Here is a 24,318-nt window from a genome sequence, read left to right as displayed (position 1 = left end):
GGTACGTAGCTTGGCATGACACCTGAGCGACCCGACCCGGCGGTGCCGACGGCCACGTACCGGCTGCAGCTGCAGCCCGAGTTCCCGTTCGCGGCCGCGGCTGCGGCCGTGCCGTACCTGGCGTCGCTCGGCATCTCGCATCTGCACCTGTCGCCGGTGCTGGAGTCGGTGCCCGGTTCGACGCACGGCTACGACGTCGTCGACCCCGCGCGCGTGCGCGGGGAACTGGGCGGCGAGGACGGGCTGCGGGAGCTGGCGGGCACCGCGCGGGAGCACGGGCTCGGCCTGGTGGTGGACATCGTGCCGAACCACATGGCGATGGCACCGCGCCACAACCACGCCCTGTGGGAGGTGCTGAGGGAGGGCCCGAAGTCGCCGTACGCGCGATGGTTCGACATCGACTGGGAGGCGCAGGGCGGCCAGATGCTGCTGCCGGTGCTGGGTGGCCCGGTCGGTGCCGAGCTCGGCAACCTGAGCGTGGACGGCGAGGTGCTGCGCTACCACGACCACGTGTTCCCGCTCCGCGAGGGCACCGAGAAGCTGCCGCTGCCCCAGCTGCTGGACGCCCAGTGGTACCGCCCGGTGTGGTGGCGGCTGGCCCGGACCGAGCTCAACTACCGGCGGTTCTTCAGCATCTCCGAGCTGATCGGGGTGCGCGTGGAGGACCCGGAGGTCTTCGAGGCCACCCACGCCAAGATCCTCCAGCTGCTGCGCGAGGGCGTGGTCGACGGGCTGCGGATCGACCACCCGGACGGCCTCGCCGACCCCGACGCCTACCTCCAGCGTCTTCACGAGGCGACCGGCGGACGCTGGACGGTCGTGGAGAAGATCCTCGCGGACGGCGAGCACCTGCCCGCGTCCTGGCCGGTGGCCGGGACGACCGGCTACGACGCCCTCAGGCACCTCGACGGGCTGTTCACGGACCCGGCCGGGTTCGGGGAACTCCTCGGCCAGTACCGGCGGTTCGCGGCCCCGCAGACCGACCGGGGCGGGGACTGGGCCGCGACGGTACGGCGGGCGGCGTACAAGGTGATCACGCATGAGCTGGCGGCCGAGACCGAGCGGCTGACCCGGGCGGCGGTACGCGTGTGTGCCGCGTCCCCGGAGCCCGCGCTGCGCGACCGCGCGCCCTGGGCCCTGCGCACCGCGCTCCAGGAACTCCTGGTGCGGATGGAGGTCTACCGGCCCTACGGCTCCTCGGACGCGGCCTCCGTGGTCACCGAGGAGGCCGCGGCGGCGGCCAGGCTGGCCTTCGTGGTCCCGGAGGAGGCGGGCGCCGTGGACGTCGTACGGGATCTGGTGCTGGGGCGGGCCGGGGAGGGTCCCGGGCACGTGGAGTTCCGGACGCGGTTCGCGCAGACGGCGTCGGCGCTGCGGGCCAAGTCCGTTGAGGACACGGCGTTCTACCGGTACGTGCCGCTGCTGTCGGCGACCGAGGTGGGCGGGAACCCGGGGAGCCCGGCGCTCACGCCCGAGGAGTTCCACGCCTACTGCGCGCGCGTGCAGCGCGACTGGCCGCTGACGGGCACCGTGGCCTCGACGCACGACACCAAGCGCAGCGCGGACGTACGGGCCGCGCTGGCCGTGCTCACCGAGTGCCCGCAGTGGTGGGCGGACACGCTGGCCGAGGTGACACGCACCGGCGAGGGCGTGCCGGACGCGCAACTGGCGTGGGCGGCCTGGCAGACGGTGTTCGGGCTCGGCCCCGCCGCTCCCGAGCGGGTGCGGGAGGCGCTGCTGAAGCATGTGCGCGAGGCGGGGCTGTACACGAGCTGGACGGAACAGGAGCCGGCGTACGAGGAGGCGGTGTCGGCGTTCGTGGCGGCGGGGCCGTGCGGGGCGCCGGGCGTGCACATGGCGGCCCTGCGGGACCGGCTGGAGCCGCACGTCCGGGCGAACGTGCTGGGGGCGGCCCTGGTGCAGCTGACGATGCCCGGCGTGCCCGACGTGTACCAGGGCACCGAGGGCGAGTACCTGGCGCTGGTGGACCCGGACAACCGGCGGCCGGTGCGGTTCCCGCCGGAGGACGCGGGCGACAAGGGCGATCTGACGGCCGCTGCGCTGCGGCTGCGCCGGCGTCGGCCGGAGGTCTTCGGGGACGCGTCGACCTATGTGCCGCTGACGGCGGAGGGGCCCGCGGCGGCGCACTGTGTGGCGTTCGCGCGCTCCGGGGAGGTGGTCACCGCGGTGACCCGGCTGTCGCTGCGGCTGGCGGAGGCGGGCGGCTGGCGGGACGCGGTGCTCGCGCTGCCGCCGGGGGTGTGGGCCGACGCCCTCGTGCCGGGACGGGAGTTCTCGGGACACGCGCGCGTGGCGGAGCTCTTCGGCGAGTTGCCGGTGGCACTGCTGGAGCGGGTGGCTGGGGAGAGGGTCGGCTGACGGCGTGGGGGCCGTGGGGAGAGACGGACCGCCCGCTGAAGGCGCGCACCCCGTCACCGCACGCCGTCGCCCCGGCCCCGCGACCGGCTCACGCCCGCTCGCGCTCCCGGGGCCCGGGGTGAGGGACGGGCGTGCGGTGACGCGTCGCCCGGGGCCGGGCCACCGGCGTCGGAGGGCCTGCGGGTGGCCGGGAGACCTGCGTGATCCGGCCGGTAATCGCGCGTCGACGGCGGTCCGCCGGGCCCGCTACTGCCGTCCGCCGGGAGTGGGCAACCCCGCTGGCACCTACCGCCCTACCGGCTGCCGGTAAATGCATCTGGGCGCCCCCTGTAGCCTCCCCCGAGGCGTCCTTGACACCTCAACCGGACCGTGGGGTACTGCGGATTGCGAAGCCGGTCGGATGTGTCGGGGGTGAGTCTCCTGCCGGAGCTGAGCTACCCCACTCAGGCCCAACTCGTCTCGTCCGCACGGGCGTTGGCCGCACACCGGCCCGCCGTCTGCCGACTGAGGCAGGTGGGTGTCTCCCGCGCGGGCAGGCCCCTGCATCTGCTGTCGGTCGGCAACTCCCGAAGGGCCGTCCTGGTCGTCGCGGGCGCCCACTCCAACGAGCCGGCCGGCGGCCCCGCCGCCCTGGCCGTCGCCGAACGCATACTCGCCGAGCGGGAGTTGAGGACCGACACCTCCTGGCACTTCCTGCTGTGCGCGGACCCCGACGGAGCGAGCCTGCACGTCACCCCGGCGCCGCGCAGCCTGTTCGACTACCACCTCGGCTTCTTCCGGCCGGCCGGCGAGGAGCAGCCGGAGTGGGCCCCCGCGATGCTGCCGCCCGACCGGCTGCCGCCCGAGACCCGCGCCCTGACCGGCGTGATCGACGAACTGCGCCCCTACCTCCAGGTGACCCTGCACGGCACCGATCTGGGCGGCAGCTGGGTGCAGTTGACGAAGGACGTGCCCGGGCTCGCCGAGCCGTTCGCCAAGTCCGCGGCGGAACTGCACATCCCGGTGGAGACCGGCGCCTCGGACGCGGCGGGCTGGCCCGCGTCCGGGCCCGGGGTGCATGTCATGCCGGCGCCGGGCGCGGGGGCGGCGTATCCGAGCATGCCGGACGACGCCCGGCTGAGCACCTGGTACCACGCGCACCGCCACGGCGGTCTGACGGCGGTCGTGGAGGTGCCGATGTGGGCGAGCGACCTGGTGGACGACCCGGCGCCGCATCCCGCGCCGGCGGCGGCGATGCGGCGGCTGGCGGGGCGGCTGCTGCGGCAGTCGCGGGCGGTCGACCTGGTCCTCGCCGACGCGCTGCCGCGCCTGGAGGGGCCCGACGGGCCGCTGCTGCGGGCCGCCCGGTGGGGTCTGGAGCTGGTGCCGGGGCTGGCCTCGGACTGGATCCGCACCCGGCCCGCCGACGACACCCGGGCGTACATCGGCAGCGTGGACGCGTTCTCGCGCCGGCTGCCGCTGCGGGCGGCGGCCATGCTGCTGCGGGTCCTGCGGGAGACCGACGACCGCGCGGCACCGCGTCTGGAAGGGCTCGTGGAGGCCTGGAGCGACGCCTTCGCGGAGCGTTTCCGGGCCCGCTGGGTGCCGTTGGAGCACCAGGTCGAGCACCAGGCCCGCACGGTCGTGACGGTGGCGCTGCACGCGCGCGAGAGGCACGGGCGGGTGGGCTGAGCCCGCGCGGCCGGTGGACTCGGTCCTCGTGGCCGGCGGACTCGGCCCAGGTCGCTCCACGCGCGCGTGCGACCGCGTCACCGTGTCACCGCACGCGCGTCAGCTCCCCAGTGCGAAGACCGCCCCGGTCCGCGCCCCCATCACACAGCCGTTGGAGAAGGTCTCCTGATACTCGACCGGGCGGCCGTTCCACTGTCCGCGGGCCCGGGCGGCGACCGGTGCGTAGACCATCGGGCAGTAGACGTCGGTGGCGGCCGGAAGGGCGTTGATGTCACCGCCGACGGCGTCGAGTTGGGCGCAGGCCTCGGCGGCGCGGCCGTGTCCCTGGGGCGGGTCGCACAGCAGCAGGGTGCCGCGGGTGTCGCTGGAGTGCGAGTCGCCCTTGGTGACGGTGAGGTAGAGGTAGTTGCCGCCCGCGGAGTGTCCGGCCGTGGCGGGGGCCGCGCCCGCCAGGAGGAGGGCGGCCGCCAGGGGCAGGCCCGCGCGCGCCGCGCGCCGTACCGCTGTCGCTGTGATCGTGAACGTCATTCCCGATGCATCGGCACGGCGGCCTCGGTTCCCCACCCGGACTCACCCGAACGGGAACACGCGGGCGCGTACCGTGCGGCGAGTTCGAACGCGGCGAGCACGACGCGCGACTGGTACTCGACCTGGCGTGCGACGGGAATCCAGCGCGCGCCGCAGCCGTCGCGGTAGTCGGCGCACCAGCCGTCGACGAGCCGGTCCAGCTCGGGCAGCGCGCCGGCCGGGTCGTGACCCGCGCGCACGACGAGCTGGTGCAGGAGGCCCGCGGTGCGCAGGGCGAGGCGCCGGCCGGCGATGCGCAGGGCGGCCAGGTGACCGGTGCTCAGCGGGGGCAGCGGACGCGCGCCGTCGGCGACGTCGGGGTCCCAGGCGTCGGCGAGTCCGGGGCAGACCAGTAAATAGTCCTCGACCGGGGCGAGCAGCCGGGCCGCGTCCGGGGTGTCCGAGACGTACGGACGGATCCGCGCCAGGACGTCCTCCAGGAGCCGTGCGTCGCGGCGCAGGGTGTGGCTGACGGTCCGCAGCACCGCGGCCGCGTCGGCGGGCGTGCTGCCGTCCTCCACGGCCGCCACGCCCCACATGGGCGCCTCGACGACGGCGGTCACGGTGCCGTGCCGGTGCGGGTGGTACCAGGTCGACTCGACGGCGGCCTCGGTGATGGCGGCGGCCAGATCACCGCGGCGCGGCGGCGGGATGCGGTACACGGCGGGGCCCAGGCACGGCCAGTAGAGGGTGTCGTACGGCCCGAACTCGCGCGGGATGCGCAGCCGGGCCGCGGTGTGCGCGACGCGCCGGGCCAGTCCCGGCAGGTCGCGGGTGAGCTCGACGAAGCCGCCGCCGACGTCGACGCCGTGCAGGGAGCACTGGAGGAAGGGCCGCAGTTCGTCCTGGAGGGCGAGGAGGGTGCGGGTCTCCGGGAGAGCGGCGGCCTCCGCGCCGTCGGGCAGCCACTCGGGCTGTTCGCCGAAGCCCGGCCGGAAGAAGTTCCGGAAGTAGCGGTCGAGGGAGTACGGGCCGCGCAGCCAGCCCTCGTTGCGGCGCAGGCCGTCGGGGTCGAGGCAGAGCAGCAGGTTCCAGGTGGCGTCGGCCTCTTCGGTGAGCCGGGGGTCGGCCAGGGCCCGCTCGGCGAGTCTGAGGACGGTGGCGCCGCCCACGGGTTCGTTGGCGTGCGGTCCCGCGACGACGAGGGCCTGGCGGCTGCCGTGGCCGACGGAGAGCAGCCACAGGGGGTTGCCCGCGCGGGAGGTGCCCGCTCGGCGGAGCCGGGCGTCCGAAGGGTGGCGGTCGAGGACCGCGGCGGCCCGCGCGCCCAGCTCGTCGACGGTCGGGTAGCGGAGGAGGGGCGGCAGGGCACACCTCCACAATGTGGTGCCGTCGGTTCACCTGGTGTGCATGGTGTACGCACAGTCAGTCACGACTTGTGCGGTACGTCAACACTGCGCGAAGGAACGGGATGTGGGCGGCGACGGCACGTAAAGCCCAGGCCACAGGTGAGGTTGGGCTCAGTTGACGGCCAGCCGGAACGCCATCCGGCCGAACCCGACCTGGTCGCCCTCCCGCACGACCGCGGCGCCGATGACCCGCCGTCCGTTGACCGTGGTGCCGTTGGTCGAACCGAGGTCCCGCAGAACCCACATGCCGCCCTGCCGGCTCAGTTCGGCGTGCACCCGGGAGACGGTCTCGTGGGTCAGCCGGAGCCCGTTGGCCGGGTCCCGCCCGATGCGCAGCGAGTGGCCGCTGCCGGGGTGCGGCAGCAGCAGCTTGGGCAGCCGCTCGGACTGCCACGCCCTGCGCAGCCGTACGGTGAACCCGGAGACGGCCTCCACGGTCCCGAACACCAGCCGCGCGACCCGGCTCTCCTGGGGCAGGTCGGCGGTGAGCGCGACGAGTTCGTCGGACCGGCGCGCGACGAGAGCCAGTTCCATCCGGCGCACGAAGGTGTCGTGGGACAGCCGGCCCATGGCGACGCCGTCACGGAGCACCTGAAGCGCCTTGTCGCGCTCCGCGTCGGACAGCCGCGCGGGGTACGTGTTGAACTCGAAGGACGACGTCACGTTGGTGATTGTCGGGCAGTGAACCCCGGGTGTCCAGAAAACGAGACAACGGCCGCCCCACCCGCGCGCCCCGGCGACACCCGCCGCAAAGGGGCGGATTCCACGGCGGATTGATCGCGTTTGACGCACCATGGACGGGCTACATCACGGTGAGCCGACGAAGGGGACCGTCCGTGCAGTTCGAGGTGTGGGCACCGCAGGCCGGCCGTGTGACGCTTCATTGCGAGGGCGCCGCACGCGCGTTGGAGCTCGATCCGGAACGCCCCGGCTGGTGGTGGGGACAGGCCGAGGCCACCGACGGCACGCGCTATGGCTTCGCGGTGGACGACGGTCCCGCGCTGCCCGACCCGCGCTCGCGCCGCCAGCCGGACGGCCCGGACGGACTCAGCGCGGTCGTCGACCACGCCCGGTACACGTGGCGTACGCCCTGGACCGGCCGGGCCCTGCCGGGAGCCGTCCTGTACGAGCTGCATGTGGGCACCTACACCCCCGAGGGCACCCTGGACGCGGCCGCCGCCCGCCTCGGCCACCTCGTCGAACTGGGTGTCACCCACGTCGAGTTGATGCCCCTGTGCCCCTTCCCCGGCCGACACGGCTGGGGCTACGAGGGCGTCTCCCTGTGGGCGGTGCACGAGCCGTACGGCGGCCCCGAGGCACTCAAGCGTTTCGTCGACCGCGCCCACGAGCTGGGCCTCGGGGTGGTCCTGGACGTGGTGCACAACCACCTGGGCCCCTCCGGCAACTACCTCCCGATGTTCGGACCGTACTTCACCGACACCCATCACACCCCCTGGGGTTCCGCCGTCAACCTGGACGCGCCCGGCTCGGACGAGGTGCGCGCCTATCTGCTGGGCAGCGCGTTGGCCTGGCTGCGGGACTACCGGATCGACGGGCTCCGCCTGGACGCGGTGCACGCGCTCGCCGACACCCGCGCCCTGCACTTCCTGGAGGAGCTGTCGACGGCCGTCGACGCCCTCGCCGCCGAGCTGGGCCGCCCGCTGTTCCTGGTCGCCGAGTCGGACCTGAACGACCCGCGGCTCATCACGCCCCGCGCGGAGGGCGGCCTCGGACTGCACGCCCAGTGGAACGACGACTTCCACCACGCCCTGCACACCGCCCTGACCGGCGAGTCCCAGAGCTACTACGCCGACTTCGGCCAGGCTCCCTTCGCCTCGATCGCCAAGACGCTCACGGGCGGCTACTTCCACGACGGCACCTACTCCAGCTTCCGGGGCCGTGCGCACGGGCGCCCGCTGGACCAGACGCGCACGGCGGCGCACCGGCTCCTCGGCTACACCCAGACCCACGACCAGATCGGCAACCGCGCCCGCGGCGACCGGCTGTCGGCGTCCCTCTCCCCCGGCCTGCTGGCCTGCGCGGCGACCCTCACCCTGACCGCACCCTTCACCCCGATGCTGTTCATGGGCGAGGAGTGGGGGGCGGGCACGCCCTGGCAGTTCTTCACCGACCACACCGACCCGGACCTCGCGGAGGCCGTACGGCGGGGCAGGCGGCGGGAGTTCGCCGAGCACGGCTGGGCCGAGGAGGACGTCCCTGACCCGCAGGACCCGGCGACCCGCGACCGCTCCTGCCTCGACTGGTCCGAGCTCGGACGCGAGCCCCACGCGCGAGTGCTGGCCTGGTACCGCCGGCTCCTCGCGCTGCGCCACGAACAGCCCGACCTCACCGACCCCGACCTCGCCGACACCAAGGTCGCCCACGACGAGGACCAGCGCTGGCTGGCCTTCCGGCGCGGGGACGTCCGGGTGGCCGTGAACCTCGCGAAGTCGGCGGCTGCCATTCCGCTTGGTCCGCGCGAGGCGCGGGTGCTGGCGGCGTGGGAGCCCGTGCGGGCGCCGGGTGCGGACGGGGTGCTGCATGTGCCCGGGGAGTCGTGCGTGGTGCTGCTCCAGTCGTGAGGTCGTACGGCCAGCCGGGCCGCCCGGCCCGCGACACGGGTCCGCGGTCCGCGGTGGCAGCTCACGCTGTCGCCGACACCGGGGCCGGTCCCTGGTGCTGGGCGCGTATGCGCAGGCCGCGGAGGACGATCACGCCCAGCCGGACGATGACCTCGCCGAAGGCCATGAGGATCAGCGCGGCCACCCAGGCCTGTTCGCTGGTGATCTGGTGGTCGACGGAGAAGCGGGCCACGTGCGCGGCGCCGGACGGGTGGGAGGACCAGACCGCGAACCCAAGGCGGAAGCCCATGCTGACCACCCACAGCGCGGCGGCGCCGAGGGTCGCCTTCACCCGTATGTGACCCTCCGCGAACCGGACACGGGTGATCAGTCCGCCCACCAGCCCGAAGGCGATGCCGATCCCGGCGAACAGGCCGATCAGCAGCGGGTCGTGGCCCGCGGTGGGGATGTGGTGCAGGTAGGTGGTCCCGGCCCAGGTGATCAGGCCGAGCGGCAGCAGCACGGTGCGGAGCGTCAGTCTCTCCTCGCGCAGCTGTCGGAAGACCACCAGGAGGAGTGCCACGTCGATGAGCCAGTCGGAGATCGTCATGCTTCGACTATCCGGTTCCGGCACGGTCGGGCGCCTCAACCCACGGGTGGAACGAGGGTGGAAAAGACCAGGTGGAGACGGCTACAACCCGGTGTCGTCCGTCTCGTCCCGCAGCTCCGTGACCCGCTCCAGCAAGATCGCCTCCCAGGCCCGCACCAGGCGGGTCCTCAGCAGCGTGAGGGAGGTCCGGTCGCGGCCTTCGAGGTGGGCGGCGAGCCGGATCACGGTGTCGCAGCGGGCCAGCCACAGGCCGCGCAGACAGGGCCGGGCGCCGTAGCCGGCGAGGGTCGCGGCGCGGACGGCGGCGGGTGAGCCGACGGCGAGCGCGAGGCTCGCGATGTCCTCGGCCGGGTCGCCGACGATCGCCTCGGTCCAGTCGAGCACCCCGCGGACCCGGCCGTCGGCGCTGACCACCAGGTGCTCGCCGGTCAGGGCCCGGTGGACGAGGACCGCGGTGCCGGGCTGCGCGGCGAGCTGGACCGCCGCCGGTGAGGTGAGCTGCTGGAGCCGGACCGGGTCGAACTCGTCGGCCGCGCGGAGCCGCTCGACGGCCCGGTCGGCCTCCCGCCGCAGCGCCTCCAGGGAACGTGGGGCCACACGCGGCACGCCGAGCGCCTCGGCCTGTCGTACCGGAACCTCGCGCAGCCCCGTCAGCAGCCCGGCCAGATCGGCCTCGCCGACCGCGGACACGTCGTGCTCCTCCGCCGTGCCGCCGGGCACCTTGGTGTCCAGCGTGTACGCGAGGCCCGGCGCCCACTCGCCCTGTGCCACGCCGGCCGGCACCGCGACCGGGACGTGCGGGCGGACCAGGTCGCGCAAGCGCGGTTCGCGGCGTCTGCGGACGGAGGACTCGCGGTCCCCTGCGAGGCGCAGCACATGGCGGGTGCCGACCCACCAGGTGGAGTGCCCCTCGCCCTCGGCGACCGGCCGGACCTCGGGTCCGGCCGGGGAGTCGGCCCCGTCTGCGGTACCGCTCTTGAGGGCGCCGTTGGAGGCGCCGTCGGTGCCGCCCCTGGCGCGGTCGTCGTTGAGATCGTCCTTGAGCAGGGAACGGACCAGTCGGCGGACGGTGTCCGCGGTGGGTGTCGGTGCCTGGGTCATGGTCGCGCCGTTGTCGTCCGGGGGCGTGTGAGGGGCTCCTGATGCCGGGTCAGTCCACTATGACCAGCTCGCGGGTGGTGTCGTTGAGCCTGCGGCCGCCGTCCTCGGTGACCGTGACGATGTCCTCGATGCGCACCCCGAAGCGGCCCGGCAGATAGACGCCGGGCTCCACGGAGAAGCACATGCCGGGCACGAGGGGCTGTTCCTCGCCCTCGATCATGTACGGCGGTTCGTGCGTGGTGACGCCGATGCCGTGCCCGGTGCGGTGGATGAAGTACTCGCCGTACCCGGCGTCGCCGATGACCGCGCGGGCGGCCCGGTCGACCTCCTGGCACGGCACGCCGGGCCGTACCGCCCGGAAGCCCGCCTCCTGGGCCGCCCGTACCAGGTCGTGCACCCGGCGCTCCTCGTCGGTGGGCTCGCCGACGTGGACCGTACGGGAGGTGTCGGAGCCGTAGCCGTCCTTGAGGCCGCCGAAGTCGAGGACGACCATGTCGCCGTGTTCGATGACCCGCTCGCCGACCTCGTGGTGCGGGTTGGCGCCGTTCGGGCCGGAGGCGACGATCGTGAAGTCGACCTGGGAGTGGCCGAAGCGTCGTAGCAGCGCGGCCAGGTCGGCGGCGACCTCGGACTCCCGGCGGCCGCCGAAGGGGACCTTCCGGATCTCCTCGAACGCCGCGTCCGCCGCCGCGCCCGCCGCCGTCAGCAGGTCCAGCTCCGCCTGGTCCTTGACGGCCCGGAGCATCGGCAGGGCCTCGGTGAGGGAGGCGTACGAGGTGCCGGGCAGCGCCTTCTGGAGGCCCAGCAGGTGCATCGCCCAGGCGTTGTCACTGATGCCGAACCGGCCGCTCGTGTCCAGGAGGGCGGCGGTGGCGGCGTAGGGGTCCTTGCCGTCGGTCCAGTCGCGCAGGGTCAGGGCGCTCGCTCCGGCGGCCCTGGCGGCGTCCGGGGCCTCCAGGGTGGGGACGACGAGCACGGGGTCCTGTCCTGGGGCGAGGACCAGCAGGGTGAGCCGTTCGGTGGTCGCGGTGGGGGCGTAGCCGGTGAGCCAGACCAGATCCGGTCCCGGAGCCACCAGGAGTCCCGCGAGCCCGGCCTCGGCGGCCGACCGCGCCGCGCGCTCCATGCGGGCCCTGTAGTCGTCGGCGGCGAAAGGCGCTGCGGTGCCGGTCATCCGGGCCTCCCTGGGCGGGTGAAGGTCTTAGGGCAGCATCCTGCCCGTACGGCGAGGGGTGCGCGAGCCGGTCGACACGTCTTTCGGCGCGGACCGGGCGGACCTGGCGGGGTGCCGCTCCTGCGTCAGCTCTCCAGGGCCATGCGGACACCGAGGAGGAGCAGCACGCCTCCGGACACCTGTTCAAGGCGCCGGCGCACGCCCGCGCGGGACAGCACCTCCCGCAACCGGCCGACGAACCACACGTAGAGGCCGTAGTAGCCGATCTCGTAGACCGCCCAGAGCGCGGCGAGCCCGACCATGGCGGGCAGGTGCGGGGCGCCCTCGGGCACGAACTGCGGCAGGAAGGACATGGCGAAGACGGCCGCCTTGGGGTTGGCGAGGTTGAGCAGCAGTCCGCCGCGGTAGGCGGCCCAGCCGGTCCGGCCCGTGCTCTCCCAGCCGTCGTCCTGCGTGGCGCCCTTGGCTCGGCGCGCGTTGCGCAGGGCCTGGACGCCGAAGCCGACGAGGACGACGGCGCCGACGATCCGCATCACGTCGTAGGCGATCTCGGAGGCGGTCAGCAGCGCGGTCAGTCCGAGCGCGGCGACCACGCCCCAGACGAACACCCCGGTCTCGTTGCCGAGCACGGTCAGGAAGCCCGAGCGGCGGCTGTGCAGCGACTGCTTGATGATCAGCACGGTGCTCGGACCGGGGGACGCGGCGATGAGGGTGCAGGCCCCCAGGAAGGCGAGGAGCGTGGTCGGCATGAGGTCATGGTGACGCCGGCGGCCGGATCCGGACCAGTGGTTTTCGCGGGCTGCCCGAGGAGGTCGGGTCTGGCTTCCGCCGCCCGGGTGCGCGTGGCCGGGCGCCGGTGTGCGACCGCGCGGCGGTCATGTGACGACGCCGGGTACGGCCGTGAGCTGCTGGTAGCCGCCGCTGCGGTGGCGGACCGTGAGCACGACCTCGCGGCCGGGGCGGGCACGGGCGACGGCCCGGGCGAGGTCGTCGGCCGTGTCGATCCGGGTCCGGCCGAAGTTGAGGAGCACGTCGCCCCGGACCAGGCCCGCCGTGTAGCCCGGGCCCGGGACATGGACGCCGACCACCAGGGCGCCCGCCTTCTCGGCGTCCACGGCCTCCAGCCCGAGGGTCGCGACGGCAGGCGCCGCCGAGGGGCCGGCCGTCGGTTTCGCGGACGGCCGGGCGGGGCTCGGGCGCGTCGAGGCGGACGGGGCGCCCTGCCGCGCCCCGGGTCCCTGTCCCGCCCCCGCCTGGCGCTGGAGTTCGGCCAGCTTGCTCATGCCGATCACCGTGGCGCCGACCGTCCCGAGGCCCACGCCCGAGAGCACCAGGACGGCGGCGGCCAGCAGCCCCAGCAGCAGGGTCGTGAACCGGCGGCCACGGCGGCGGGCGGCATGCGGGCGCCGAGCCGGCCTGGGCCTCTTGCCGCCGCCGGACTCCTGACCGGGCATCGGCTTGGGGCGCAACGCAGTCTGTTCCATCGATCGCCTCCGGCTGGATCACCACCGGCTGATGCTCTACCCGGCGCACCGGCGCGCGACGAGCCACGAACGAGTGAGACTGACCGGTGGTCAGGGGCGGGAATCAGTGTGCGGAGAGCCTGTCGCCGAGGGAGCCGGGAACGGCGGGGCCGCGGCGGGATCGCGGCTGTCCCTACGGCGCCCTCGAGCCGCGGCTCGCGACGGCCCCGGTCCTCGGGCTGCCGTCGCGCGCCGCGGTGGCGGGCGCCACAGGAGACGCGTCCGTCGGTGGAGGGCGCCGTACAGGAGACGCGTCCGGCCGAGGAGGGCGTCTACAGGGGACGCTTTCGGCGGTCGAGCGCGGCCTACGGAGGGGCCGTCGGCCCGTGTGCCGTCAGCCCGTGTGCCCCTCGTGGCCGCCGTGGCCCGCGCCGTGGTCGAACTTCAGGGCCTCCGGGGGCATGACGACGAAGGGCCGCATCATGCCCATGTCCTCGTGCTCCAGGAAGTGGCAGTGGTACATGAAGCGGCCGTACGCCCCGTCGAACTTGCCCATGATCCGCAGCATCTGGCTTCCGGGGACCCGGTAGACGTCCTTGTAGCCGAGTTCGTTGGGCGCCAGCGGGATCGTCCTGGACGGGTCGTGGGCGATCGGGGTGCGGGTGCCGCCGACCGTCGCGTCGAAGCCCGTCGCCACGTACGGGTCCCGGCCGAGGGCCTGGAAGTCGGCCAGGTGGATGTGCATCGGGTGCGGGATCGGCGCGAGGTTGAGGAAGCTCCACTGTTCGTGGCTGCCCTCGGGGATGGTGAAGCCGAGGCCGTCGTTGAACGTCCGTGCCGTGCGCCGGTATGTCTTGGTGACGCCGTCGGCTCCGGTGACCTGGATGATCCCGTCGGCCGGGAACTGGATGCCGCTCGCGTCCTCGACCTCGGTCATCTCCCAGATCTCCGGGTGGCCGCCGGAGCCCTTGGTGCCGGGCGGGGTGAGCACGACCAGGCGGTGGCCGTGCGGGATGTCGTGCGAGTACCGGCGGAAGGAGCCGGAGAGCACTTCGGGCAGCTCGAAGGTGTCGGTCTCGCAGCCTTCCCGGACCCGGAACTCCATGACCGCCGGATAGCGCACACCGCCCGCCGGGTCGGGCGTGCCCGCGGGCTGGTTCGGCCCCTTGTTGACCAGCCGGAGCGTGCGGCCCGCGACCGCGCGGAAGTCGACGAGCAGGTCGAAGCGCTCCGCCGGAGCAGCGGTCAGGGTGGGCAGCGCGCCGTCGAAGTCGATCGGCACCGGGCGCGGCAGCAGCCCGCCGTCGCTGCCGATCTGGTGGACGATCCCCGGCACCGGGTTGTCGTCCTCGTCGAGGAGGACGAGGTCGTAGATGCGCGCGTTGGAGGCGTTGACCAGCCGGAAGCGGTACCAGCCACTGTCCACCTCGGCGTACGGCCAGATGCGCCCGTTGACCGTGGTGTACGGGCCGGCGAACGGGATGGTGACCGGCTTGCCCGTCTCGGGGTTCTTCTCCTGGACGACGAGTGTCTTGTGCAGCAGCCTGCCGTTGAGCCGGCCGTCCTCGTCGGTGTCGAGGTTGCGGTCGGCGAGCAGCAGCGGGATCTCCCGCTCGCCGCACGGCAGCCGGAGGGCGTCCTCCTCGTCGTCGCGGACGAGGTAGGTGCCGTACAGGCCCGCCATCACGTTCCACCGGGTGATGTTCATGGCGTGGTCGTGGTACCACCACTGGACCGCCTGGTGGTCGTTCGGGTACTCGGAGAGCTGGGCGTCGCCGAAGCCGACCGCGTTGTCCGCCCAGCCGTCGTTGCCGCCGCCCGTCTGGGCGCCGTGCAGGTGGGTGACCGACCAGGCGGGCAGGGCGGCGACGTCCTTGCTGGGCTCGGTGCCCTCGCGGCCGGGCAGGGTGGGCGAGGCGGGCGGCAGCACCTCGACGGCGGTGACCGGGTACTCGCTGCCCTTCGGGATGCGGTTGGTCCAGGCGATACGGACCCGCTGTCCCCGCCGCACCTCGATGGTGGGACCCGGCACCTGGCCGTCGTAGCCCCACATCAGCGTCGGCGGGAGCTGCGGGTGCAGGCGCACCCAGGTCGGGCGCAGGGCGATCTCCGTCTCGCGCAGTACGTCGCCGGAGTCGGGACGCAGGACGGGCGGGACGGGCAGCGGTGCGACGAACGGCGTGAGCTCCCCCGGTGCCGCTAAGTCCTGGCGGTTCTGGTCGCTCTCGGTGATCCTGTCGATGATCTCGGTCAAGGTCCGAACACCCCCGTGTGTTCTTGTGGTCTGTTCCCCTTGCCTCGTCAGACTCCTGGCACCTCACCGAAGTTCCCTGAATGCCCCATTCCGTACGAGAAGGTTGAGAAACGGCATTCGGAACCGCGAAGTCCCGTTGTCGGTGGGCACTGTTACGTTCTGTGACATGACCGATCACGCCTTGGGGCTGCTCCGCCAGGACTCCCGCCTCGCCGAACTCGCCGACTTCCCCTTCGGCTTCTCCCTCGCCCGCGTCGAGCACGGCCATGCCGAGCCGGTCCGCCTCGCCTCGGGCGGCCCGCTGGAGGCCGTGGCGGGCGACGACACCGGTGGTACGTATTTCCGGTGCGCGGACGGCTCCGTGCTGTACGCCGACTCCGAGGGCGGGGCCGGGATCATAGGGGCCGGCGTCGACGCGGCGCTGGAGGTGCTGATCGGCCTGCCGGGGTGGCGCGACTGCATGCTGCTGTCCCCGGACGACGGCGAGGAGGAGATCCTCGCGCACGTGGCCGAGGTGGAGGACGAGATGCGCGAGGACTTCGACCTCGACGCGGACCGGGCCGAGCTCCGCGCCGCCCTCGGCTTCCCGGAGCGCTCCCCCGTCGAGCTGGTGGGGATGCTCCACGCCGCGCTTCTGCGCACCGAGCCCGACTTCCTGCTCCTCAACGCGGAGGAGGGCCGTGCCTACGAGCTGATCGGTCCTCCCCCGCCGCCGCTGTGGGAGCAGGTCCTCGCGACGGGCCGCGCCGACCTCGCGGGGCTGCGGGCGGGTGACAGCGTGGTGTGGGACGCGGTGGCCGAGGATGCCGTACGACGTCGACTCGCGCTGCGGGCCGCGCAGTTCGACCGGGCGGAGGCGGACCTGGAGCCGCTGCGGCGGTTGCTGCGGTACGAGACGCGGTCGTCGATGACGGACGAACTCCGGCTGGCCGCCGTGCTGGTGGGGCTGCACGGCCGGACCGAGGACCTGCCGCTGCTGCACGAGGTGCGGGAGACGGACTTCGACACGGCGTGCGGGCTGAGCGAGATACCGGGACCGGGCTCGGACCCGGCCGAGCTGCGCGGCTGGGCCCAGGAGACGGACAGCGTGCTCTTCGGCTCGGACCCCGCCGACGAGCCGTTGTACACCTGGACCGACCTGGCCCTGGACCAGGGGCTGACCGCACTGGCCCTGGCCGCGCTGATACGCCGCTTCGACGCGATCGAACTCGACCAGAGCCTGCTGCGCCGGGACGACGACCCGGCGCTGCTGGACACCTCCGAACTCACCGACCTGGCTGACGAGTTCGAGGACCTCGGGGAGCCGGTTCAGGCGGAGCGGGCACGGCGTCTGCATGCGGCGCTCCAGGAGGGTGCTCGGCGCTGAACACGGGGGCGTGTGCCGGGGAGCCGGGGCTGAGCGAGCCCCGGCGATCTCACCACCCGCTCTGCCGCAGGCCCGACCTCACCACCCGCTCAGCCCGCAGGCCCGACCTCATCACTCGCTCGGCCCGCCGGCCACCCAGGTCGGTCAGCCCACCAGCGGCAGCACCGGCGCCCGGTCCGGCAGGAAGCCGTGCGTCCGGCCCGCCAGGTGCTCCGCCTTGTAGCGGTCGACCGTGCGATGCCAGTGCAGGATGCCGGACATCCAGTTCTGGAGGTCGGTCACATAGCCCCGCATGATCTCGCGGGCCTCCTCGGAGAGGTCGAAGTCGTCGTACACGACGGGCAGTTCGTGGGCGGCGACGTGTTCGAACTGTTCCATGCGCTGGGTCATGAGGTCGTGGACGACGCGGAGGGCGGTGGGGTAGTCGACGCCGAAGAAGTTCTGCACGACGAGGATCGCGTTGTGGATCTCGCCCTCGTACTCGATCTCCTTCTGGTAGGAGAAGACGTCGTTGGTCAGACAGGCGTAGTCGACGGCGGCGTTCTCCAGGGCGCGTACGGGCCCGCTGCGGTAGACCTCGGGCGGGACGGCGGGGCCGTGGCCCATCCGGCACAGGCTCATGGTGAGGTCGGAGCCGAAGGTGGCGCGGCGCATCTCCAGGTAGTCGACGGGGTCCGGGACACGGTGGTGGAGCTGGTTGCCCAGTTCCCACACCCAGCTCTCGGTCATCACGTTCACGGAGTCCTTGAGGGTGCCCCGCTGCTCGGGGGTCATCTCCGCGGTGGTGCGCGCCCACAGGTCGATCAGGCCGCGCTCCATGCCGTTGGCGGGGACGAGTGCCTGCTCGCCGTCGAGGGGCATGCAGTCCGACAGCCGCTGGGTGGTGAGCCGGGCGGCGGCGAGGGCGCGGCGGGCGCCGTAGACGAGGGGGTAGTAGTCGTCGGCGTAGGTCCCCCAGGCGAGCCAGTGCGAGCTGAGGTCGAGGGCCTCGGGGGTCGCGTCGGGGTCGATCCCCGCGGCGCACAGCGGGAGGTCGGCCGCGGCGAGCCGGTCCTCGTCCCACACTCCCTCCTGGAGCATGCCCATGCGGTGCATCCACTCGGTGAGGCGGGGCCGGGCCTCGGCGAGATGCGGGCTGAGCTGGTTCCGGAAGGGCATGTGGAAGTCGGGGAGCACGGAGGGGCCGACCTTCTGGAATGGCACATGCGTGTAGGCGCGCAGCCGCTCGGCGCCGGCCGCGACGAGCAGGGCGCCGACGTCGGCGGCCGAGGTGCCGCGGCCGGTCAGGGTCTCCCACGGGGAGGTGGTCCGCGCGCGGGCGTTCATGTACCGGCTGGAGCGCATGTGCCACTCGTGGCCGCCGGACTGCCAGTCCTGAAGGCCCTGGGTGTACTTGGCGACCGCGGCCACCTCGGCCGAGGAGAGACCTTTCTCCAGGGCGACGGCGGGGACCTCGGTCAGGGCGGTGTGCTCGAACTGGTGGAGGCGGGAGGTGAGGACGTCGTTGACGGTGTCGGCGGCCTCCTGGGTGGTGCAGCCGAAGAAGGTCTCCAGGACGAGCACGCCGTTGCTGAGCTCGCCCTCGTCCTCGACCTCGCGCTGGTAGGAGAAGAGGTCGTTGCGCAGGTGCACGGCGTCGGAGAAGGTCTCCATCAGGACCCTCAGCGGCCGGGTGCCGGCGACGGACGCGGGCACCTCGGCCGTCGCGTACTCCACGAGCCCGGCCGACCAGGGGGCGCCGCCCACCTTGCGGCGCATCTCGATGTACTCGACGGGGTTGGCGATCCGCCCCTCGTTGATGTTGGAAAGCTCCCACATCGACTCGTTGAGCAGATGCTCGGTGGCGACGGCGAAGCGGCGGCGCCAGTCGGCGGACATCACCGGCACGGTCCGGGTCCACAGGTCGGCGAGGCCCGCCTCGACCGGGTTCTCCGGCTCGGGCATGGGCGTCGACAGGTCCATCGGCATGAAGAGGGGCAGCCGGTCGAGATAGGCCTTGCCGCCGGCGCGGTCCTGGGTGCGCTTGAAGATCTCCAGGAAGTGGTCGTCGAAGAAGAAGACCCACACGTACCAGTCGGTGATGAGCGAGAGGGCGGGGCCGTCGCACTCGGGGTGTGTGTAGGCGCAGAGCAGTCCGTAGTCGTGCGCGTCGAGGTCGGACTGCTCCCAGATCCCGGACCCCTCCAGCATGCCCATCTGGCGCGCCCACGCGGTCGAATGGGCGCGGGCCTCGTCGACGTGCGGGTTCAGCCGGGCGGGATACGGCATGTAGAAGTGCGGGAGTTCGAAGGGCTGCTGCGTCATGAGCCGGGCCCTACCCAGGCCCCTTCGGGGCCATCCGCACGCCGGGACATGATCACACCATCGCGTGAATCGAGGGTGAATCCGGGCACTTCGAGGGGGACTTGTGACGTTCACCTCTACGCGCGCAGACTTCTCGAGTTCACGACGTGTCCCCTCCCTCACCGGAGCCCTGATGAACCAGCCCCAGCCTTCGACCGACCGCCCCGCAGCCCTCTCCCGCCGCACCACGCTCGCCGCGCTGGCGGGCGCGGCGCTCACCGGTGTCGCCGCGGCCCCCGCGTCGGCGTCGGGCCACCGCCACACGGTCCGGTTCGCCACCTTCAACGCCTCTCTGAACCGCGCCACCGAGGGCGCCCTGGTCACCGACCTGTCGACGCGGGACAACGCGCAGGCGCGCAATGTCGCCGAGACCGTCCAGCGCGTGGACCCGGACGTGCTGCTGATCAACGAGTTCGACTACGTGGCGGGCGGCATAGCGGTCCGGCTGTTCCTCGACAACTACCTCGCGGTCGGCCAGCGCGGTGCCCGGGCGATCCGCTTCCCGTACCACTTCACCGGCCCGGTGAACACGGGCGTGGCGACCGGGGTCGACCTGGACGGGAAGAACGGCGCGGTCACGACGCCCGGTTCGGACGCATACGGCCAGGACGCCTACGGCTACGGCTTCTTCCCCGGCCAGTACGGCCTGGTCGTGCTCTCGAAGTTCCCGATCGACACCCGCGCGGTGCGCACCTTCCAGCACTTCCTGTGGAAGGACATGCCGGGCAACGCGATGCCCCCGGGCTACTACAGCGCCGAGGCGCGGGCGATCCTCCGGCTGTCCTCCAAGAGCCACTGGGACGTACCGGTGCGCATCGGCCACGAGACCGTGCACTTCCTGGTCTCGCACCCGACCCCGCCGAGCTTCGACGGCACCGAGGACCGCAACGGCCGGCGCAACCACGACGAGATCCGCCTGTGGGCCGACTACATCGGCGGGCGCCGACGCAGCGCCTACCTGTACGACGACAAGGGCGTCCGGGGCGGACTGCGGCCCGGCGCGCGGTTCGTGATCGCGGGCGACCTCAACGCCGATCCGTACGACGGCGACAGCTACGACCACGCCGTACGGCAACTGCTCGACCACCCGGCGATCCGGCTGCCGAAGCGGCCTCCGTCGAGCGCGGGCGGGGTGGAGGCGGCGCGGTCGCAGGGCGGTGCGAACGTCTCGCACGTCGGGAATCCGGCGTACGACACCGCGGACTTCAACGACACCACGCCGGGCAATCTCCGGGTGGACCACGTGCTGCCGTCCAAGGGGCTGATACCGGGGGCGAACGGCATCTTCTGGCCGACGTCCGACGACCCGCTGTACCGGCTGGTGGGCAACGGCACGACGGTGCCGACCTCGGACCACCGGATGGTGTGGCAGGACGTTCAGGTCTGCTGAGTGTCCTCGGCGCCGGGCTCGAGTTCCTGGCCGCTCTCCTGAACTCCCTTGCCGCGCACGGCGAGTCCCACCTCGGCCCGCAGTGCGACGAACTCCGGCAGTCCCCGGGTGGCGATCTGGTCCCGTCGCCCGGGGAGTTCCACCGGGAGGTCGAGGACGATCCCCGAGCCGGGGCCCGGGGAGAGGACGACGACGCGGTCTCCGACGTAGACGCTCTCGTCGATGTCGTGGGTGACGAACACGATGGTCGTGCCGTCGGTGCGGTGGACCTCCAGGAGCAGGTCCTCCAGGTCCTCGCGGGTCTGGGCGTCGAGGGAGCCGAAGGGTTCGTCCATGAGGAGGAGGGTGGGGCGGCGGACGAGGGCGCGGGCGATGGCGACGCGCTGCTGCATGCCGCCGGAGAGCTGCCAGGGGTGACGGCGGGCGGCGCCGGAGAGGCCGACGCGGTCGAGGATGCGGTCGGCCTCGGCGCGCCGCTCGGCCCGTCCGAGGCCGCGGCGGCGCAGCGGCAGGGCGACGTTGTCGCGGACCGTGAGCCAGGGGAAGAGGGAGCGGCCGTAGTCCTGGAAGACGACGGCGAGGCTGTCGGGGACGCCGGTGACGGGGGTGCCGTCGATGGTGATCGTGCCCTCGCGCGCGGGGAGCAGGCCGGCGATGGTGCGCAGCAGGGTGGACTTGCCGCAGCCGGACGGGCCGACCACGCACAGGAGTTGGCCGGCGGGGACGGTGAGGGTGATGTCGTGCAGGACGCGGTGGTCGCCGTAGTGCTGGCCGACCGCGGAGAGCTGGAGCATACGGTCGGTTCCCTGTCCGCCCTCGGTCCGGGGGCGTGTCGCGTGGCTCATGGGGCTTCCTGGGTGCGGCTGGCGTGACTCATACGGCCCTTCCCTTGCCGATCAGCCGTTTCTCGACCGTCAGCAGACCGGTGTTGAGCAGATAGCCGAGGACGCCGAGCAGGACCAGCGCCGCCCATACGGTGAGCAGGTCGGAGCGGGTCTGGGCCTCGGTGAGCGTGAAGCCGATGCCGTTGGCGGTGCCCGGCAGCAGTTCCGAGAAGACCATGAGGATGAGGGAGAGCGAAAGGCTCAGGCGCAGTCCGGCGAAGATCCGGGGCAGTGCGGAGGGCAGGACGAGGAACCACAGGCGTTCGGCGGTGTTCAGGCGCAGCACCGCGGCGACGTCCAGGCGCAGCGGGTCGGTGTTGCGGACCCCGGCCGCGGTGTTGATCAGTACCGGCCAGACGGCGCTGAACGCGATCGACGCGATCTGCATCGGGGTGCCGAACGCGAACACCACGACGAAGACGGGGACCAGCGCCGGGGGCGGAACGGCCCGGGCGAACTGGAGGACGGGGTTGCACAGCGCGTGGGCCCGGCGCGAGCGGCCGACGGCGACGCCGAGGACGATCCCGCCGAACACGGCGATCGCGAACCCGGCCGCCATCCGGCCGAGGCTGGGCAGGATGTCGTCCACGGCGGCCGGACCGAGGAAGAGATGCCGGGCGGGCCCGTCGAACCACAGGTCCCGGACGTGCCGCGCGATGCGACTCGGCGGCGGGAAGTAGACACTCCCTTGGGCCCGAGTACCCAACTCCCAGACACCCACGGCGAGCACGAGCACGAGCCAGCGCAGGAGGGCGGGGTGAGTGGCCCCGCGGGAGCGGGGGGTGGGCGGCGTGGGCGGCTGGGGCGACGCCGACAGGGCTGGGCGGAGCCGGGAGTCGTGACGCGGCGAGGCGGTGCCGTCCGCTGGATCGGCGAAGTCCGGCATCCGGCTACCGCCCTCGCCGTCCAGCCGATCGACCGAGCCCCGCATCCGACCACCACTCTCGCCGCCCGCCACATCACCCGACCCCTGCACCCGGCTGCCGCCCTCGCCGTCCGCTGGATCGGCGGAGCGCCGCGGCCGACTCCCGCCCTCGCCGTCCGGCCGATCGACCGAGCCCCGCATCCGACCACCACTCTCGCCGCCCGCCACATCACCCGACCTCTGCACCCGACTGCCGCCCTCGCCCTCGCCCTCCGCTGGATCCACGGCCCCTCGCACCTTGCTACCGCCCTCACCACCCGCCGCATCAGCCGCCCCCCGCACCCGACCACCACCCTCACCCCCCGCCCAACCCCCCACCCCCGGCACCCCACCCTCCCCCTCACCCCCCACCGAACCCCCCACCCCCGGCACCCCCTCCCAACGGTCACCGCCTCCACCTCCGCCGCCCGCCACCCCCCTCACAACCCCACCCCGCGCCCCGCGACCCCCCGATGCTCCGGCGTCCACGGGAACAGCCGCCGCTCGGCCCACACCAGCACCCCGTTGATGACCAGCCCCAGCGCCCCGGCCCAGACCACCCCGGCCAGTACATCCCTCGTGCCGTCCGTGGCGAGGCCCGCCTGGGCGATGTAGATGCCGAGGCCCTTGCCGAAGCCGGAGAGGATCTCCGTGGCGACGGCGAGGATGAGGGCGACCGCGGCGGAGATGCGGATGCCGGCGGCGATGAAGGGGGCCGTGGCGGGGAGTTCGGCGCGGAGCAGTACCGCGAGGCGGCCGAAGCCGAAGGCGCGCAGGGTGTCCTTGGCAAGGGGGTCGGTCTCGCCGAGGCCGTAGACGGTGTTGAAGAGGATGGGCCAGACACAGGCGTACGTGATGAGCGCGACCTCGGTTTCGGTGCCGGAGCCGAGCAGCAGGGAGACCAGGGGGATCAGGGCGACGGACGGCAGCGGCCGCAGCAGCTCCACGATCGCCCGGGTGGCGGCGTCGACGAGCGGGACACTGCCCAGCAGCAGCCCGAGCGGTACGGCGATCGCGCAGGCGAGGGCGAGTCCGAGCGCCCAGGCGCGCAGGGTGGCCCCGATCCCGTCGAGGAAGACGGAGTCGCCCGCCAACTCGACCGCGCGGCCGAGGACTTCGGAGGCGGGCGGCAGATAGCTGCGGCGCACCAGACCGGCCCGGCTCACCGCCTCGCACACCCCGAAGGCGAGCAGCACCCCGAGCAGTCCGAGCCACAGCTCCTGACGCTCCCTCAGCCGGCGCACGGGCACGGCCCCTTCGGGCACGGCCCCTTCGGGCACGGCCTCTTCGAGCCCGCCACCGGCGAGCTCCTCACTTCACCAGCAGGGTGGTCGGATCGATCGGTTTCTTCAACATCTTCTGTTTCTGCATGAGTTCGGTGAGCCGGGCGATCTGCGTGCCGTCCATGGTCTCCGGAAAGACCGGCAGATCGATCTTCGCCGCCTGCTCCTTGGTGACCTTGGTGTACGTCGGCAGCACCTCGCGCACCAGGGACGGATCGGCGTCGGCGAGCTTCACGGCGGCTTTCAGGGCGCGTTGGAACCGTGCGAGCGCGTCCGCGTTCTTCCCGGCGAACCGCTCGGTGGTGATGTAGCCGCTGAGCGGGATGGACTCCACCGGCGCGGACGCCGCGTCCACCAGGACCCTGGCGCCCGACTCGTCCTGGATGGAGCTGTCGTAGGGCTCGACCGCGTGCACGGCGTCGACCTGCCCCTTGTCCAGCGCGGCCCCCATCTGCGGGAACGGGATCTGCCGGTAGACGGGTGCGCCGACGCCGTGTTTCGCGAGGATCTCGTTGAAGGTGAGCGACTGGACGTTGTTGAGGACGTTGACGGCGAGTTTCTTGCCCGCGAGGTCGGCGAGCGTCTTGATGTCCGAGTCCTTCGGCACCAGGACGTCCATCATGCGCGGGGCCGCCCTGATCGCCTCGGCGACGATCCGGATGTCGAGGGTGCCCTGGTCCTGGGCCTGGAAGTAGGTGACGTAGTTCGCGCTCGCGACCATGTCGATCTGTCCCTTGGACAGGGCGGGCAGCGCCTGGAGGCTCTGCTGGATCTGCTGGATGCGGACGTCGAGGCCCTCCTTCTCGAACAGCCCGCGGCTCTGCGCGATGTAGAGCATGGCGCAGTCGCTCAAGGGCAGCGCGGCCACCCTGACCGTCGTCCGCCCGCCGCCGGAGGACGTGGAGTCCCCGTCACCGCCGCAGGCCCCGAGCACCAGTACCAGGGCGACCGCGCCGGCCGCCGCCTTTCCGCTTCCCGAACGCCAAGGTCGTAACGCCAGTCCTAACGCCATCCGGGCA

The 24,318-nt window shown here is 73.0% G+C and carries 19 protein-coding genes; 5 read left to right on the top strand and 14 right to left on the bottom strand.

Going from position 1 to position 24,318, the window contains the following annotated elements; genetic code table 11:
- Positions 1–15: 15 nt before the first annotated feature.
- Positions 16–2,379 (top strand): malto-oligosyltrehalose synthase, encoded by a 2,364-nt coding sequence (gene treY / locus G3I78_RS02145; protein WP_164420981.1) that lies wholly within the window; start codon positions 16–18, stop codon positions 2,377–2,379.
- Positions 2,380–2,790: 411 nt separating this feature from the next.
- The gene (locus G3I78_RS02140; RefSeq protein WP_164420980.1) at positions 2,791–4,050 is read left to right on the top strand and encodes a M14 family zinc carboxypeptidase; all 1,260 of its coding nucleotides are present in this window, start codon (positions 2,791–2,793) and stop codon (positions 4,048–4,050) included.
- A 99-nt stretch (positions 4,051–4,149) separates the two neighbouring features.
- Here the strand turns inward: G3I78_RS02140 and G3I78_RS02135 are convergent, their stop codons facing one another.
- The 3 genes from G3I78_RS02135 to G3I78_RS02125 form a co-directional block, all read right to left on the bottom strand.
- Positions 4,150–4,578, bottom strand: coding sequence for a subtilase-type protease inhibitor (locus tag G3I78_RS02135; protein ID WP_164420979.1), 429 nt, complete (start codon positions 4,576–4,578; stop codon positions 4,150–4,152).
- Positions 4,575–5,939 carry a M14 family zinc carboxypeptidase gene (locus tag G3I78_RS02130; protein WP_164420978.1) on the bottom strand — a complete coding sequence of 455 codons (1,365 nt, stop codon included), beginning with the start codon at positions 5,937–5,939 and terminating at the stop codon, positions 4,575–4,577. Before G3I78_RS02130 ends, G3I78_RS02135 begins: the two co-directional genes overlap by 4 nt.
- Before the next feature lie 138 nt (positions 5,940–6,077).
- Positions 6,078–6,629, bottom strand: coding sequence for an FHA domain-containing protein (locus G3I78_RS02125; protein ID WP_164420977.1), 552 nt, complete (start codon positions 6,627–6,629; stop codon positions 6,078–6,080).
- A 173-nt stretch (positions 6,630–6,802) separates the two neighbouring features.
- On the opposite strand from G3I78_RS02125, the gene treZ reads away from it, so the two are divergent.
- A complete protein-coding gene (gene treZ / locus G3I78_RS02120) occupies positions 6,803–8,548 on the top strand; it encodes a malto-oligosyltrehalose trehalohydrolase (RefSeq protein ID WP_164420976.1) in 1,746 nt (581 codons plus the stop codon).
- A gap of 61 nt (positions 8,549–8,609) precedes the next feature.
- Here the strand turns inward: treZ and G3I78_RS02115 are convergent, their stop codons facing one another.
- The 6 genes from G3I78_RS02115 to phsA form a co-directional block, all read right to left on the bottom strand.
- Complete coding sequence (locus G3I78_RS02115; RefSeq protein WP_164420975.1) at positions 8,610–9,137, bottom strand: hypothetical protein; 528 nt, start codon at positions 9,135–9,137, stop codon at positions 8,610–8,612.
- 81 nt (positions 9,138–9,218) lie between these two features.
- Positions 9,219–10,238 carry an aminoglycoside phosphotransferase family protein gene (locus tag G3I78_RS02110; protein WP_164420974.1) on the bottom strand — a complete coding sequence of 340 codons (1,020 nt, stop codon included), beginning with the start codon at positions 10,236–10,238 and terminating at the stop codon, positions 9,219–9,221.
- A 49-nt stretch (positions 10,239–10,287) separates the two neighbouring features.
- Positions 10,288–11,412 (bottom strand): aminopeptidase P family protein, encoded by a 1,125-nt coding sequence (locus G3I78_RS02105; RefSeq protein WP_164420973.1) that lies wholly within the window; start codon positions 11,410–11,412, stop codon positions 10,288–10,290.
- A gap of 125 nt (positions 11,413–11,537) precedes the next feature.
- On the bottom strand, positions 11,538–12,161 hold the full coding sequence (locus G3I78_RS02100) for a LysE family translocator (protein WP_164420972.1): 624 nt from the start codon (positions 12,159–12,161) through the stop codon (positions 11,538–11,540).
- 126 nt (positions 12,162–12,287) lie between these two features.
- A complete protein-coding gene (locus tag G3I78_RS02095) occupies positions 12,288–12,896 on the bottom strand; it encodes a PDZ domain-containing protein (protein WP_164420971.1) in 609 nt (202 codons plus the stop codon).
- A 373-nt stretch (positions 12,897–13,269) separates the two neighbouring features.
- The gene (gene phsA / locus G3I78_RS02090) at positions 13,270–15,129 is read right to left on the bottom strand and encodes an O-aminophenol oxidase PhsA (RefSeq protein ID WP_164420970.1); all 1,860 of its coding nucleotides are present in this window, start codon (positions 15,127–15,129) and stop codon (positions 13,270–13,272) included.
- Between the two features lie 166 nt (positions 15,130–15,295).
- Between phsA and G3I78_RS02085 the strand changes: the two genes are divergently transcribed.
- Positions 15,296–16,495, top strand: a complete 1,200-nt coding sequence (locus G3I78_RS02085; protein WP_239157575.1) for a hypothetical protein — start codon at positions 15,296–15,298, stop codon at positions 16,493–16,495.
- A gap of 144 nt (positions 16,496–16,639) precedes the next feature.
- Here G3I78_RS02085 and cyc2 read toward each other — a convergent pair whose 3' ends face one another.
- Positions 16,640–18,799 (bottom strand): germacradienol/geosmin synthase Cyc2, encoded by a 2,160-nt coding sequence (cyc2, locus tag G3I78_RS02080; protein ID WP_164420969.1) that lies wholly within the window; start codon positions 18,797–18,799, stop codon positions 16,640–16,642.
- 172 nt (positions 18,800–18,971) lie between these two features.
- On the opposite strand from cyc2, the gene G3I78_RS02075 reads away from it, so the two are divergent.
- Positions 18,972–20,228 (top strand): endonuclease/exonuclease/phosphatase family protein, encoded by a 1,257-nt coding sequence (locus G3I78_RS02075; RefSeq protein WP_164420968.1) that lies wholly within the window; start codon positions 18,972–18,974, stop codon positions 20,226–20,228.
- Here the strand turns inward: G3I78_RS02075 and G3I78_RS02070 are convergent.
- From G3I78_RS02070 to G3I78_RS02055, 4 genes are all read right to left on the bottom strand, one after another.
- A complete protein-coding gene (locus tag G3I78_RS02070) occupies positions 20,216–21,022 on the bottom strand; it encodes an ABC transporter ATP-binding protein (protein WP_164421345.1) in 807 nt (268 codons plus the stop codon). The two genes, G3I78_RS02075 and G3I78_RS02070, sit on opposite strands and share 13 nt — an antisense overlap.
- A 79-nt stretch (positions 21,023–21,101) precedes the next feature.
- A complete protein-coding gene (locus G3I78_RS02065) occupies positions 21,102–22,262 on the bottom strand; it encodes an ABC transporter permease subunit (protein WP_343243630.1) in 1,161 nt (386 codons plus the stop codon).
- Positions 22,263–22,456: 194 nt separating this feature from the next.
- Positions 22,457–23,260 (bottom strand): ABC transporter permease subunit, encoded by an 804-nt coding sequence (locus G3I78_RS02060; protein ID WP_343243629.1) that lies wholly within the window; start codon positions 23,258–23,260, stop codon positions 22,457–22,459.
- A gap of 67 nt (positions 23,261–23,327) precedes the next feature.
- Positions 23,328–24,311, bottom strand: coding sequence for an ABC transporter substrate-binding protein (locus tag G3I78_RS02055; protein ID WP_164420967.1), 984 nt, complete (start codon positions 24,309–24,311; stop codon positions 23,328–23,330).
- Positions 24,312–24,318 lie beyond the last annotated feature (7 nt).

This window comes from Streptomyces sp. SID13726 (assembly GCF_010548375.1).
In the GTDB taxonomy this organism is placed as follows: domain Bacteria; phylum Actinomycetota; class Actinomycetes; order Streptomycetales; family Streptomycetaceae; genus Streptomyces.
This window is presented reverse-complemented; position numbering and strand designations above follow the sequence as displayed.